General features: G+C 47.3%; 12 protein-coding genes, 2 tRNA genes and 1 other annotated feature. Of the genes, 11 read left to right on the top strand and 3 right to left on the bottom strand.

Features of this window, described 5'->3' with window-relative positions; translation table 11 throughout:
• Positions 1-94 precede the first annotated feature (94 nt).
• Genes BN1938_RS19335 through BN1938_RS19345 form a run of 3 tightly spaced genes read right to left on the bottom strand, consistent with a single transcriptional unit; the run spans position 95 to position 3,095 of the window.
• The gene (locus tag BN1938_RS19335; protein WP_050642094.1) at positions 95-1,504 is read right to left on the bottom strand and encodes a HAMP domain-containing sensor histidine kinase; all 1,410 of its coding nucleotides are present in this window, start codon (positions 1,502-1,504) and stop codon (positions 95-97) included.
• The gene (locus tag BN1938_RS19340; RefSeq protein WP_050642095.1) at positions 1,505-2,209 is read right to left on the bottom strand and encodes a response regulator transcription factor; all 705 of its coding nucleotides are present in this window, start codon (positions 2,207-2,209) and stop codon (positions 1,505-1,507) included. It abuts the gene before it with no gap.
• Between the two features lie 13 nt (positions 2,210-2,222).
• A complete protein-coding gene (locus BN1938_RS19345) occupies positions 2,223-3,095 on the bottom strand; it encodes a LysR family transcriptional regulator (protein WP_050642096.1) in 873 nt (290 codons plus the stop codon).
• A gap of 190 nt (positions 3,096-3,285) precedes the next feature.
• Between BN1938_RS19345 and BN1938_RS19350 the strand changes: the two genes are divergently transcribed.
• The 11 genes from BN1938_RS19350 (at position 3,286) to rlmB (ending at position 15,080) form a co-directional block, all read left to right on the top strand.
• Positions 3,286-3,981: a TIGR01906 family membrane protein gene (locus tag BN1938_RS19350; RefSeq protein WP_050642097.1), complete on the top strand. Its 696-nt coding sequence runs from the start codon at positions 3,286-3,288 to the stop codon at positions 3,979-3,981.
• A gap of 185 nt (positions 3,982-4,166) precedes the next feature.
• A complete protein-coding gene (locus BN1938_RS19355; protein WP_050642098.1) occupies positions 4,167-7,922 on the top strand; it encodes a phosphoribosylformylglycinamidine synthase in 3,756 nt (1,251 codons plus the stop codon).
• Positions 7,923-8,155: 233 nt separating this feature from the next.
• A tRNA-Val gene (locus BN1938_RS19360) sits at positions 8,156-8,228 on the top strand.
• A 21-nt stretch (positions 8,229-8,249) separates the two neighbouring features.
• Positions 8,250-8,323: transfer RNA gene (locus BN1938_RS19365), tRNA-Met, on the top strand.
• A 106-nt stretch (positions 8,324-8,429) separates the two neighbouring features.
• Entirely contained in the window at positions 8,430-8,975 is a 546-nt protein-coding gene (locus BN1938_RS19370) for a hypothetical protein (protein WP_050642099.1), read from the top strand.
• A 24-nt stretch (positions 8,976-8,999) separates the two neighbouring features.
• A complete protein-coding gene (ispF, locus tag BN1938_RS19375) occupies positions 9,000-9,545 on the top strand; it encodes a 2-C-methyl-D-erythritol 2,4-cyclodiphosphate synthase (protein ID WP_050642100.1) in 546 nt (181 codons plus the stop codon).
• An 18-nt stretch (positions 9,546-9,563) separates the two neighbouring features.
• Positions 9,564-10,691: a GNAT family N-acetyltransferase gene (locus BN1938_RS19380; RefSeq protein ID WP_050642101.1), complete on the top strand. Its 1,128-nt coding sequence runs from the start codon at positions 9,564-9,566 to the stop codon at positions 10,689-10,691.
• A gap of 552 nt (positions 10,692-11,243) precedes the next feature.
• Positions 11,244-11,474, top strand: a binding site (T-box leader).
• 186 nt (positions 11,475-11,660) lie between these two features.
• Positions 11,661-12,422, top strand: coding sequence for a serine O-acetyltransferase EpsC (gene epsC, locus BN1938_RS19385; protein WP_050642102.1), 762 nt, complete (start codon positions 11,661-11,663; stop codon positions 12,420-12,422).
• Positions 12,409-13,815, top strand: a complete 1,407-nt coding sequence (gene cysS / locus BN1938_RS19390) for a cysteine--tRNA ligase (RefSeq protein ID WP_050642103.1) — start codon at positions 12,409-12,411, stop codon at positions 13,813-13,815. The genes epsC and cysS overlap by 14 nt, the downstream gene beginning before the upstream one ends.
• Complete coding sequence (locus BN1938_RS19395; RefSeq protein ID WP_050642104.1) at positions 13,800-14,243, top strand: Mini-ribonuclease 3; 444 nt, start codon at positions 13,800-13,802, stop codon at positions 14,241-14,243. Before cysS ends, BN1938_RS19395 begins: the two co-directional genes overlap by 16 nt.
• Before the next feature lie 66 nt (positions 14,244-14,309).
• Positions 14,310-15,080 (top strand): 23S rRNA (guanosine(2251)-2'-O)-methyltransferase RlmB, encoded by a 771-nt coding sequence (rlmB, locus tag BN1938_RS19400; protein ID WP_050642105.1) that lies wholly within the window; start codon positions 14,310-14,312, stop codon positions 15,078-15,080.
• Positions 15,081-15,083: the final 3 nt, after the last annotated feature.

Here is a 15,083-nt window from a genome sequence, read left to right on the forward strand (position 1 = left end):
TATATCATAAAAAGGCTGACAGCTATTATAAAACTATAATAGACTATCAACCTTAATCTGATTTTCACACAACCTTAATTAACCTTAATTTATTTCACTCCATTATGGGGAATTCTATTTTAAAAGATGTTCCGGCATGGAGTTCACTGTCTGCACAGATCCTGCCGCCCTGGGCTTCTACTATACTTTTGGCGATGGCAAGCCCCAGCCCCGTCCCCTCCGTTTTCTGCCCGGAGCTGGCGCCTCTGTAGTAGCGCTGAAATAGCATGGACAGTTCGGAAGGATTCATGCCGGGCCCGTTGTCGCTTACAACGATTATGAGCATCCTGTCCGCTGATGTGATCTCCAAACTAACTTCGGTATCCCTGTTTCCGTGGGTAAAAGAATTGAGGATGAGGTTCTGGAAAGCCCTTGCCATCAGCTTCTCATCAAATGAGAAATAGATAGGTTCTTGATCGGATTCAAAATGAATAACACGGTTTTCGTATGCGGGATTGTTCAATATATCAATGACCAGCTCTTTCATAAAACGCACGAAATCCTGTCTTGTGCTCTGAACCGGCAGCATTGCGCTTTCTAATTGATAAGTCAGCTTCAGATCCTCGATAAGCTGTTCGATGGAAGAGACATTTTTTAAAATGACCCCAGAGTACTTATGAAGCTGCGGGCCTGTAATGGAGCCGTTTTCAAATAGAATCTCCGCATAACCTTTAATTGGGGAGAGCGGTGTTTTTAAATCGTGTGTGATATTAGCAATCCATTCTTCACGCATCGATTCCGTCTGTTCTTTTAATCTGTCGGTGTCCCGGATATCCTGGTCAAGCTGATTCAGGCTTTCATATACGTCTCCGAATGAGCCTTTGATTATGAGAGGGTTATAATCACGCTTTGCTATAGAACGAACGCATTCAGAAATGTGGTTCATTTTATTTGTGATCCAGAATCCATATATAATGCCTCCGGCAAGGAGGATCATGATAAGTACTCCTGTGCCCAATGTAAAGATTGTTTTACCGGTAGTGAATCTGTCGCCATTCAGAAACATGGTGACTTTTGTTACATTCACAGGAAAATACAAGATGTAAGAAAACTCTTTGCCCTTATCATTCAGATTTCCGATAAACGCAGTGGTATCGAAAAACTCCCCTGTCCGGTAAAGCCGCAGCAGCTCCGCATCAGAATAGGAAGTCTTTGCATCCGCAGGCCTCTGATAACTGGCGATTTCCCCGCCCCTGTCATCTAAAACCTGAATACCCGCCTGATTTGCACGGAGCAGTTCGATTCCGGTCTGTTTTATCTGCGGTTTACCATCTATAAAAGTAATCTGTCTGCCAAAATCCTCTGTGAATGCCTTGGGATAATCGCTTCGCTGCACAGAACCATCGGGAAACTTTACGGTGATAACCGAGAAGAAAAACAGGGCAGAGAAAATAAGGGCGCCGAGAAGCGCCAGTAAAAAGATAAGGTATATATGAAAAGCAGTGCGGTAACCAGATTTTCTCATTTAATCCACCCTTTTCTTCAGCTTATAACCCAGCCCTTTTATTGTTACAAGCTGCCTGGGGCTGGATGGAATATCCTCGATTTTCTCCCTGATATGACGGATATGCACCATAATCGTATTATCACAGATACTGCTGTATTCCCCCCATACATGTTCGTAGAGGCGTTCTTTACTTAAGATTTTATCTGCATTTTCCATCAGATAGGCAAGGAGCAGGAATTCACGGCCTGTAAGGCTTAACTCCTTTCCGGATTTTAGAATGCGGCAGCTTTCTCTGTCCAGGAAAAGGCTGCTCGCAGCAACCGTTTCCGTTTCAGGGGTATGGATGGAGGCCTGATATTGCTGGCGGCGGAGCTGCGCCTTGATCCGGAATACGACTTCCCTGGGGCTGAAAGGCTTGGTGATATAGTCATCCCCGCCGCTGGACAGCCCCAGGATCTTGTCGATATCATCGTTTTTGGAAGACAGAAATAGAATCGAGCAAAAAGAAAATCCGCGTATTTTCTTACATACCTCGATCCCGTCCAGGTCAGGAAGCATAATGTCCAGAACGATAACATCCGGATCAAAGGTTTTGCAGAGCTCTACGGCGTCTGCCCCAGTATATGCCCTTTCAATATTTTGAAAGCCATCCCGACGCAGCACTTCCTCAATCAGGTCAACAATATCCTTTTCATCATCTACTAACAATATTTTATGATTCATGGGCTTTTCCTTCTTAAAAATAATTTAAAAATTCTTCCGCGGCCCTGGTGAGCGGCATTTGTTCGTTATAAGCGATGACCAGTTCTCTTTCCGGCAGTTCCTCTTTGGTCTCCACAACAAAAATACCTTTCTGCCCGCCCGTCATGCAGTAATCGGGGATAAAAGCAATGCCCAGTCCGATGCGGGCGAGGTCGATGAGCAGGTCGTTGCTGGTCAGCTCGATCTCCGGAACCAGATCCAGCTGGTGCTGCTGGAATAACCGATGGAGAAATTCACTCGTTGTGCTGTGCCTATCCAGCATAAGGATCGGATACTGGGAAAGCTGTTTATAGGTTAGCTTCTTCTCTTTCAATTCATGGAATGATTCGTTCGCGATAAATACATCCCGGAATGTTTTGATTTTCTTAATAGAGGAGACGTTGCTCAGATAGTTGTTGGGGTAGTTGACAACAATCAGGTCAACCTGGCCGGATTCCAGCATTTCCACACATTTGATGGAGGTCTGGTTGTTTACTTTGATGTGTGCGCTGGGGAATGCTTTGTGAAATTTTTCAAGATATGGAACCAGGAAATAACGGCAGATCGTGTCACTGGCCCCTATGCGGATCTGGCCTCCCGTGGAAGCGGCATCCAGCAGCTGGGCCTCACCCCGCTGAATCAGATGCATGGCTGGTTCGATATGCCGAAGCAGAATCTCACCTTCCGGGGTCAGAAGGACCCGTTTGGTACTGCGGATAAACAGAGTCTGGTCCAGCTTGCGCTCCAGTGTTTTGATGGACTGGCTGACCGCTGACTGTGAAATAAAAAGCTGTTTTGACGCCTCCGAAAAGCTGAGGGTGGATGCAACATGAAAAAATACTTTGTACAGTTCATAATTGATATCCATTATTAGACCTCCTAATAAGTATTGCTTGTATTATAAGCCAAATTGAGATGAATTACAATCGGTATTATGATAAAATAAAAACGTTAAATAAAATAATATCTGTACTTATTGAATCATAATCTGACGAAGATGTCTTCGACAGGCTGGATATTCGAAATCAATAAGGTATGGTACGACAGGAGATGGCAGGATGAAAAAAGTACATTGGGTATTGGGCGTTATACTATCGCTGTCTGTAATTTTGATCCTTCTGATCACGAGCTTTCAGGCAGCGATGTACGCGGATTTCAGTTTTTATGAAAGAGAGTATGAGAAATACGATGTGCTCCCGGATCTGGACATGAAGATGGAGGATGTGATGTATGTGACCCATGAGATGATGGATTATCTAAAGGGGGACCGGGAGAATCTGGAGGTGATCATTACAGTGGAGGGGAAGGAACAGGATTTCTTTAATGAACAGGATAAGCTGCATATGGCGGATGTGCAGGGACTTTTCATTGGAGGGCTGCGCCTCAGGACTTGGGCTGCTGCAGTATTGCTGATCTGTCTTGCCGTTTTGATTGCGACAAAGGCAAGGTGGAAGTATCTGATTCCCAGGGCGTTTCAGATCGCATTGGGGTTAACGGCGGCGGGAACGGCTCTTCTGGCGTATTTATTTTCCAGGGATTTTTCGGCTGCCTTCACAAAATTTCATGAGATTTTCTTTACAAACGACCTGTGGCTGTTTGATCCGGCCGAGGATTATATGATCAGAATGCTCCCGGAAGGCCTGTTTTCCGATATGGTTATTAGAATTGGTGTTCTCTTTATAGCTGGACTTGCAGTGTTGCTGATCATCAGCATGATATGGAGAAAAAAGTCAAAGATTAACTGTACTAATTAATAAGTTTAATTATATTAATTGTACTAATGAGAAAAAATGTGATAGGATAGAAAAGAGCTGACAAAAGGACACGATACTACTGATGTTCTGGCGGGCAGATTTGCAGCAATGCTGCAGAACAAGTAAGATGAAATTAAAATGTGCGCAGTGAACTGCGGCAGAATAAAATGCAAAGGAGATCGTTTATGAGTAATGTAAGACGTGTTTATGTGGAGAAAAAACCGGAATTTGCTGTTTCAGCTAAGGAACTGCGGCATGAGATTAAACACTATCTGGGAATTCAGACGGTGACAGATGTACGCGTCCTGATCCGCTATGATGTGGAGAATCTTTCCGATACCACTTTTGAAAAAGCATGCAGTGGGATATTTGCAGAGCCTCCTGTTGATACACTTTATCAGGAAAGTTTTCCGATGAAAGAGGAGAGCCATGTATTTTCAGTAGAATATCTCCCGGGACAGTTTGACCAGAGGGCGGATTCAGCAGAACAGTGCGTGCAGTTTATTAAGGAAGATGAAAAGCCGATCATCCGCACTGCGACTACTTATGTAATAGAAGGAACCGTAACGGAAGAAGAATTTGGTGCGATTAAGAACCACTGCATCAACCCGGTGGATTCCAGGGAAACCGGGATGGAAAAACCGGAGACTCTGGTCACAGTATTTGAGGAACCGGAGGATGTTAAAGTATTTGACGGATTCCAGAATATGCCCCAGGAGGAGCTGAAGAAGCTCTATGATTCACTGGGACTGGCAATGACGTTTAAAGATTTCCTGCATATCCAGAAGTACTACAGCGGAGAAGAGCACAGAGACCCGACGATGACGGAGATCCGCGTGCTGGATACCTACTGGTCAGATCACTGCCGCCATACCACCTTCTCCACGGAATTAAAGGAGATTACCTTTGGCGAGGGCGATTATAAAGCACCCATCGTAAATACATACAAACAATATCTCAAAGACCACAGCGAAATCTTTGCCGGCAGAGAGGACAAGTTTGTCTGCCTGATGGACCTGGCCCTTATGGCGATGAGAAAGCTGAAAAAGGAAGGGAAACTCCAGGATCAGGAAGAGTCTGAGGAGATCAATGCCTGCAGTATTGTTGTGCCGATCAAGGTAGACGGCGCGGAAGAGGAGTGGCTGATTAATTTTAAAAATGAGACACACAACCACCCGACTGAGATCGAGCCTTTTGGCGGGGCTGCGACCTGTCTGGGCGGTGCGATCCGCGATCCGCTGTCAGGGAGGACCTATGTATACCAGGCGATGCGTGTGACCGGAGCAGCAGATCCTACCGTGTCTGTAAAGGATACCTTAAAAGGAAAGCTGCCGCAGAAGAAACTGGTACGGGGAGCCGCTGCGGGCTACAGTTCCTATGGAAACCAGATCGGCCTTGCAACCGGAGCGGTCAAGGAGATCTATCACCCGGACTATGTGGCAAAACGTATGGAGATCGGCGCAGTTCTCGGCGCTGCTCCCAGACGTGCAGTCATCAGAGAGACTTCAGATCCCGGAGATATCATCATTCTCCTTGGCGGACGCACAGGGCGCGACGGATGCGGCGGAGCGACCGGTTCTTCCAAGGTCCACACGGAAGAGTCTATCGAGACCTGCGGTGCAGAGGTGCAGAAGGGTAACCCGCCGACAGAGCGTAAGATCCAGCGTTTATTCAGAAGAGAAGAAGTCAGTGCCCTAATTAAAAAATGCAATGATTTTGGTGCGGGCGGTGTCTCAGTTGCCATCGGAGAGCTTGCGGACGGGCTCCGGGTAGATCTGGACAAGGTACCGAAGAAATATGCCGGTCTTGACGGGACTGAGATCGCGATCTCAGAGTCTCAGGAGAGAATGGCTGTTGTTGTCGATCCAAAAGATGTAAAACAATTTCTGGATTATGCAAAGGAAGAGAATCTGGAGGCCGTTGAAGTGGCAGTGGTTACGGAGGCCCCGAGACTGGTACTTTCATGGCGCGGAAAAGAGATCGTTAATATTTCCCGTGCATTCCTGGATACGAACGGCGCCCATCAGGAGACATCCGTCGAGGTGGAGATTCCGAATAAAAAAGATACAATTTTTATAAAGGAAGACGTGCAGGATGTAAGAGGAAAATGGCTTGATATGCTGAGCGATCTGAATGTATGCTCCCAGAAGGGGCTTGTGGAGATGTTCGACGGATCTATCGGCGCCGGCTCCGTATTTATGCCGCATGGCGGAAAGTACCAGATGACAGAGACACAGGCTATGGTTGCTAAGGTGCCGGTGCAAAATGGCAGCACAGACAGTGTTTCCATGATGAGCTATGGTTTTGACCCCTATCTTTCCAGCTGGAGTCCGTATCACGGTGCCGTTTACGCAGTCGTAGAATCCGTGGCTAAGATCGTGGCGGCCGGCGGTGATTACCGGAAGATCCGCTTTACGTTCCAGGAATATTTCCGCAGAATGACAGAAGACCCGAAAAGATGGAGCCAGCCTTTTGCGGCTCTGCTGGGGGCTTATGACGCACAGCTGGGATTCGGCCTGCCTTCCATAGGCGGCAAGGACAGTATGTCTGGAACATTCCAGGATATTGATGTGCCCCCGACTCTGGTTTCTTTTGCTGTCGATATGGCAACGGAGAAGGATATCATTACCCCGGAACTGAAAAAGGCGGGAAATAAGCTGGTATGGATGAGAATCGAGAAGGATGGATATGACCTCCCTGTATACGGCCGGCTGATGGATCAGTACGGAAAGTTCGAGAGCGATATACACAATGGCAGAATTGTATCCGCATATGCCCTGGACCGTCACGGTGTGATGGCTGCCGTCAGCAAAATGGCGTTTGGAAACGGGCTTGGGCTAAAGATAGAGCACAGCATGGATGCCGGAGAACTGTTTGCGCCGGCATTTGGAGATCTGGTTGCGGAAGTGCCTGCTGATCAGGTGGGAGAATTGGCAATCAGTTATACCGTCATCGGTGAGGTGACAGACGACGGTACATTCAGCTATGGGAATGCAAAGATCACTCTGAGCGAGGCGAAGACGGCCTGGACAGAGACCCTGGAGAAGGTATTTGCCACAAGATCTTCTGCAGACAGCAAAGAAGTATTGGAAGACAAATTATATGATACAAAGGATATCCATATATGCAGCCATAAGATCGGGCAGCCAACCGTATTCATCCCGGTATTCCCGGGAACCAACTGTGAATACGACAGCAAGAGAGCCTTTGAGCGCGCAGGCGCGAAGGTGATAACGAAAGTATTTAAGAACCTGGATGCGGAAGACATCCGTCATTCAGTGGCAGAGTTCGAAAATGCCATCACACAGGCGCAGATGATCATGTTCCCGGGCGGTTTCAGCGCGGGTGACGAACCGGACGGTTCTGCCAAATTCTTCGCTACAGCCTTCCAGAATGCCAAGATCAAAGAGGCGGTAGAAAAACTGCTCAATGAGAGAGACGGACTTGCCCTTGGTGTGTGCAACGGCTTCCAGGCCCTGATCAAACTGGGGCTTGTGCCTTACGGAACCATTACAGGCCAGAAGGAGGATTCTCCGACACTGACCTATAACACCATCGGACGCCATATCTCAAAGATGGTATACACAAAAGTGGTGACAAATAAATCTCCATGGCTTCAGGAGGCGTCTCTTGGCGGCGTGTATACGAATCCGGCATCCCACGGGGAAGGGCGTTTTGTTGCCAGTGAAGAATGGCTGGATAAACTGTTTGCCAACGGTCAGGTTGCGACACAGTATTGTGACATTGACGGCGTGATCAGCATGGATGAAGAGTGGAATGTCAACGGCTCTTACCGCGCAATCGAAGGAATCACAAGCCCGGACGGCCGTGTGCTTGGCAAGATGGCGCATTCAGAGAGAAGAGACAACTCGGTTGCCATAAATATTTACGGAGAACAGGACATGAAAATCTTTGAATCCGGTGTGAAATATTTCAAATAGATCTAAATTATTCTAAATAAAAGGGGCCGTATCCGCGATATGAAATATTAAAAAATGGGATACGGCCCGTGTTTATAAGGGGTACCATGTGCAGCGCCGGACGAAGTTTCTGATTTGTTAAAAAAATTTGAAAAAATAGGAAAAAAGGTGTTGACATTTGATGAAAAATAATAGTATAATAGCAAAGCGGGTTGCGGGTGAGACAAACACTTAAACGCAGACCGGGAGAATATGGGATCTTAGCTCAGCTGGGAGAGCATCTGCCTTACAAGCAGAGGGTCATAGGTTCGAGCCCTATAGGTCCCATAACTTTCTAAAATTTCATATGGCGGAATAGCTCAGTTGGCTAGAGCACACGGTTCATACCCGTGGTGTCGCTGGTTCAAATCCAGTTTCCGCTACTGAGAAGCTTCGGAAATTTCCGGAGCTTTTTTGTGTCTGATTATGGCAATACTTATCTAAGTATGTTAGAATCAGAGAATGAAAAATGAAACGGAGGACAAACAAATGAATGAAAAATCCTGGCTCGTGTTGAGAATTGTAGCCGGCCTGTATGTGATCTATCTGGGGTACCAGATCGTAAGCGGGATGCTGACTGAAAGACCCGAAAACATGGTGTTTATGATGACCGCAGGTATCTTGTTTATTGTGATAGGGGCGGTGATCGTGATTATATCCGCAAAAAGCGTAATCGCAATGAGAAACAAATTGCAGAATGAGGAAGAGACATCTTCAGAGGAAGACAATTCTGCAGATACAATAGAAGCAGATCCTGAGAAGGAGACTTCTTCAGAAGAGGAAGATACCGAGGAGGAGTCTGAAGAGGAAATGCCTTACGAGGAGAAAGATGCAGATTCCAGGGAGACGGATTTTTCAGATGACAGAAAAGCGAATCCAAATGATGACAGTGAGAAGAATAACAGAACGAAAACTGCAGAAGCTATGAAGGACGATGCAGCCCAGGACACAGTTACACCTGCAGATACACTGATAGATCTAAACGGGGATACCACGGAAGAATCAATGGAAGAGACTGACGACGAAGAAAAATAGAATATGAATAAGGAGAGACAGAACATGCGTGTAGGTATGGGATATGATGTACACAGGCTGGTCGAAGACAGAAAGCTGATTCTCGGAGGAGTAGAGATACCATATGAGAAGGGACTTCAGGGGCATTCGGACGCAGATGTGGTTGTACATGCCATTATGGATGCGCTTCTCGGAGCTGCGGCACTGGGGGATATCGGAAAGCATTTTCCGGATACAGATCCGCAGTACAAAGGCATTTCCAGCATCAGGCTGCTGGAACATGTAGCAGCACTTCTGGATGAAAAGCAGTTTGTGATTGAGAACATTGATGCAACCATTGTTGCGCAGCAGCCCAAGATGCGCCCATATATAGATGAGATGATAAAGAATGTAGCGGATGCACTGAATCTTATGCCTGACCAGGTCAATATCAAGGCAACAACGGAAGAGGGGCTTGGATTTACAGGGCGCGGAGCGGGGATTTCCTCTCAGGCGGTGTGTGCTCTGGAAAAGATTATGAACTACAGCAGCTACGATGTGACCCCCAATCCAAATGGATGCGAGGGCTGCAAGGGCTGTCCCAGGAAGTAAGAAAAGAGGGAATATAAAATGCAGCTTCGAAAGCTTGACAGCAGTGAACACAGCAGGACAAGAGCGCTGTGGGAGAAGGTATTTCCGGAAGACAGCAAAGCATTTCTGGACTACTATTACTTTATTAAGACCAGGGACAATCAGATCTATGTAATAGAGGAGGATGGGGCCATCCGTTCCATGCTCCAGCTCAATCCCTACATGATGAGGATCGGCGGTACACAGCAGTTATGCAATTATATCATTGCCGTGGCAACGGAGGAGGCGTACAGAAAGAGGGGCTATATGGGCCGTCTGCTCAAAGCCTCTATGATGGACATGTATGAACAGAAGCAGCCATTTACGTTCCTCATGCCCGCAGCGGAGGCCATATACAGGCCTTATGATTTCCGGTTTGTCTACGCGCAGATCAAGGAGGAATCCTGCGGAGAGCCAGGTTCCATGAAGGTCACCATGTCGGACGCCGTTTTATCAGACGCCGGCGCGATGGCCGTATTTTTTAACACCCATTTTGCTGCAGAATATCAGGTCTGCGCCGTGCGGGACGACCAGTATTACCAGACGATGATATTCGAGCAGCAGAGTGAAAACGGCGGTGTAAAACTATTAAAGCATGACGACGATATAGTTGGAATGTTCGCGTTTGCCAGAGAAGAGGATACGCTCGAGATCCGTGAGCCTCTGTACCTGCCCGGATTCGAAGCTGAATTCCAGAAAGCCGTATACCAGATGCGGGCAGAACATAGCGCTCCTGCAAAGATATACGCAGACAGAGAACATGTCCGGAGCAGGAAAGTCCCCCTCATTATGGTACGTATTCTTCACCTGGAGACACTTCTGTCATCTATGAGGGCAAAAGCAGGCGGGGAAATAAACTGCTCCTTTGCAGTACTCGATTCCATCATCACAAAAAACAGCAGAGTCTGGAGGCTGAAGAGCAGCGCGGAGAACCCGGACATACAGGTCTCTGAAACAGAGGACTCAGAAGGAGTACTCACAATAGACGCCCTGACTGCATTGCTGTTCGGGTACCAGACATTAGATGAAATCGGCCGGGAAGAAGGCGTAATACTTACACCACGGCTGAAACAGGAACTGGGAAAATTAGAGCCATTATGCCCCCTCTGCCTTAACGAAATCGTGTGAGCTTGGGGTGTTAGGTTGGAGGGATTGGCGGCGGGGCGCTAAGTAAAAGGTGAGTCCGGTTCGCCCGCCGGGGCTGTGTGTGCCTTTTCTATATCCGACCCGTTTGCTGAGAATCCCTAAGAGAAAAAACAGGGACCAGGGAGGGACTTGCCGCAGTTGGCCCGAATGCCGATGCATTCGCGCCGCCGGCGGCAACAGAATTTGTTTCGGAAAACAAATTCTGCCCTCCCTGGTCCCTGTTTTTTCTCTAAGGGATTCTAGCGCGCACTCTACGGTTATAGAAAAGGCACACACAGCCCCGGCGGACGAACCGGACTCACCTTTTACTTAGCTGGGCGCATCAAATGGGAAATGGCTAAACACTCCCGGGAGGGCTTCTGCGGGAGCTGCGGATTTTGGCAGGCTTTGCGTTGGGGAATGGGTGCGGGAGAAATGTGAGCTCAAATAAGGGATTCCATCCGCCTCTCCCCGGACAGGCGTTCCCCCCTCGCGTCCCAAAATTCAGTTGACAAATCCCCCTTTTTTGCATAAGATATATCTATATTGATTTTGTGAAAGGCTATGAACGGAAAGAGTAGCTGATTCTGAGATTGCAGAGAGGGACCATCACCGGCTGTAAGTGGTCCTAAAGGAGGAGTCTGTGAAGTGCGTCCGGGAGCTGATTCTGTAAACGCGGCGGGTGGCTGTGAGTAGCGGAATACGTTTGGCATACGTTACATGCAGTGAGTGAAAGAAGTAATTCTTTTAATAGAGTGGAACCGCGGATATGACTTCGTCTCTAACAGGAGACGGGGTCTTTTTTGTTAGAAAGGCTGTTCCTTTGAAATGTCCTGCGGACAGAGTGGATTGAGGGGGTGCCCGGAATGGCCTTAAACTAGAAGTTTACAGATTGCTTCCGCTGTAAAGCGCGGATTAAAATGAATACGAAGCTGGTAAACATTGTATGCGATTGGTATGGAGGATCATGAAATGGGAATTATATCTTATATTAAGAATGAGATTCAGGTCATCCGGGAGCGGGATCCTGCGATTAAATCTAATATGGAGGTCTTGCTTTACCCGAGTTTTAAAGTTATACTTAGGTACAGAGTTGCACATAAGCTGTATCTGAAGAAGCATTATTTCCTGGCCAGATGGATGTCACAGAAGGCTGCGAGAAAGACTGGGATTGAGATACATCCCGGCGCCACCATTGGGAAAGGGCTGTTTATTGACCATGGAAGCGGCGTGATTATCGGGGAGACGACGATCATCGGCGACAATGTAACACTTTATCAGGGCGTGACCCTGGGGGGGACGGGAAAAGAGCAGGGAAAGCGGCATCCTACGCTAAAGGATAATGTCATGGTCAGCGCAGGGGCTAAGATACTCGGGTCTTTTACGATCGGGGAAAATTCTAAGATCGGGGCAGGTTCGGTTGTGCTGGAGGAGGTGCCTCCGAACTGTACTGTAGTGGGCGTGCCGGGACGTATCGTGAGGATGGGAGATCAGAAGGTACCAAGGACGGATATGGACCAGATACATCTGCCTGACCCGGTTCTGAATGATATCAGGGAGCTTCAGAATGATAACATACGCCTGTATAAGCAGCTGAAAGAGATGGAGAAGCATATGCGCTGTATGCTGCCGGACAGCGATGAATTTGCGGAAAATACGGAGCCGGCAGAAGCACAGTGCAGCGGATGCAGAGAAAATGAAAAGAAAGAGGAGAAATCAGATGAAACTATATAATACACTTTCTAAAAGAAAAGAAGAATTCGTACCTATAGAGGAAGGCAAAGTCAGAATGTATGTCTGCGGGCCTACGGTTTATAACTTTATCCATATAGGGAATGCAAGGCCGATGATCGTTTTTGACACGGTCAGAAGGTATTTTGAATATAAAGGATACGATGTGAATTTTGTTTCCAACTTTACAGATGTAGATGACAAGATCATCAAAAAAGCAATCGAAGAAGGCGTTACTGCGGATGAGATTTCCAAACGCTACATTGCAGAATGTAAGAAAGATATGGAAGGCATGAACGTGAAACCCGCCACAAAGCATCCTCTGGCAACAGAAGAAATCTGTGGTATGGTGGATATGATCGGAGCACTGATCGAGAAGGGATTTGCATACGAGAAAAACGGAACGGTATATTATCGCACGAGAAAGTTCAAAGATTACGGAAAACTTTCCCATAAGAATCTGGATGACCTTCAATCCGGCGGCCGTTCACTCCTCGTAACGGGGGAGGACGAAAAAGAAGATTCTCTGGACTTTGTATTATGGAAGCCCAAAAAAGAAGGCGAACCGGCATGGGAGTCTCCATGGAGCGAAGGACGTCCGGGCTGGCACATCGAGTGCTCTGAGATGTCTAAAAAATATCTGGGGGAGCAGATCGATATTCATGCAGGCGGGGAAGATCTGATATTCCCGCATCATGAGAATGAGATTGCCCAGAGTGAGGCTGCGAACGGCAAAGAATTTGCCCGTTACTGGATGCACAACGCATTCCTGAACATTGACAACAGGAAAATGTCAAAATCATTGGGAAACTTCTTTACCGTAAGGGAGATCAGCGAAAAATATGACCTGCAGGTTCTGCGATTTTTCATGCTCAGCGCGCATTACAGAAGTCCGCTGAATTTCAGCGCAGAGCTTATGGACGCTGCCGGAACGGGACTGGAGAGAATCATAACCGCGGCTGACAATCTAAAATTCCTGAAGGGCAATGCGAAAGTGCAGGATATGACAGACGCGGAGAAGGAAGCATTTGCAAAAACACAGGAATATGTTGACAGCTTTGAGCGGGCGATGGACGATGATTTCAATACGGCAGACGCAATTTCCTCTGTATTCGAGCTCGTTAAATATATCAATACAAATACAGACGGTGAAAGCTCAGCGGAATATCTGCAGAATCTGCTGGATCTGCTTGTTAAGCTGACAGATGTTCTGGGAATCATCGTGGAGAAGGACGAAGAGATGCTGGCAGAAGACATCGAAGCATTGATTGAAGAACGCCAGGCTGCGAGAAAGGCGAAAAATTTTGCCAGAGCAGACGAGATCAGGGACGAACTGCTCTCCAGAGGAATCGTTCTGGAGGATACCCGAGAAGGAGTAAAATGGAAGAAAGCATAAGTTTAGATTTTCATGATTATATAACGGAAGTATTAAATCTTCAAGAGGTGGATGCTGACAGCTATTCACCTCTTGTTCTGGCGTTTATCGGGGATTGCGTCTATGATCTGGTTATCAAGTCTATGATTATCAGCCGGGGAAATAAACAGGTGCATAAACTGCATGAAGAGACAAGCAGATTTGTACAGGCTTCCACCCAGTCGCTGATGATGCGCACAATGCAGCAGCACCTGACAGAAGAAGAGCATGCCATCTACAGAAGGGGCAGAAATGCCAAATCTGTATCACCGGCAAAGAATCAGTCCATCACGGATTACAGGAGGGCAACGGGATTTGAGGCGCTGCTCGGGTACCTGTATCTGAAAAAGGATTATGAAAGGCTCATGGCTCTGGTAAAAGCAGGACTGGACAGCCTGAATGATATGTAAGCGAAACAGTAAAGTCAAAGACCAGGGGAACATCCGTGATTTCTTTGGATATAAATGGAGAGTATAATGCAGGAAAATAATAGAAATGAAAGAGAACAAAACGACAATACGCTGATAATTGAAGGCCGCAATGCAGTGCTGGAGGCTTTCCGGTCAGGCAGGCCAATTGATAAAGTATTCATACTGGATGGGTGCCAGGACGGTCCGATACGGACAATAGTCAGGGAGGCGAAAAAGCACGATACCATATTAAATTTTGTGGGAAAGGAAAGACTGTCGCAGCTTTCGGAAACAGGCAAGCATCAGGGGGTAATCGCCTGTGCTGCTGCATACGAGTATGCCGATATCGAAGATATGTTTAAACTTGCAGAAAAAAGGGGTGAGGACCCGTTTTTTATTCTGCTGGATAATATAGAAGACCCGCATAACCTGGGGGCAATCATCCGTACAGCGAATCTGGCGGGGGCCCATGGTGTTATCATACCAAAACGCAGGGCAGTGGGCCTGACAGCTGTAGTGGCAAAGACTTCCGCAGGCGCGCTGAATTATACGCCGGTGGCGAAGGTAACAAATCTGGCGAAGACAATGGAAGAATTAAAGGAACGGGGTATGTGGTTCGTCTGTGCGGATATGGGCGGTGAATCCATGTACAAACTGAATCTGACCGGCTCTATCGGACTTGTGATCGGGAGCGAAGGGGAAGGCGTGGGACGTCTTGTAAAAGAAAAGTGTGATTTTATTGCCGCCATTCCTATGAAAGGAGAGATCGACTCTCTGAATGCATCCGTAGCGGCGGGAGTGCTGTCCTACGAGATTGTCCGGCAGAGAATGCGCTAAAAG

The sequence above is a fragment of the Eubacterium sp. SB2 genome (assembly GCF_001244405.1).
Classification (GTDB): Bacteria; Bacillota; Clostridia; order Lachnospirales; family Lachnospiraceae; genus Faecalicatena; species Faecalicatena contortus_B.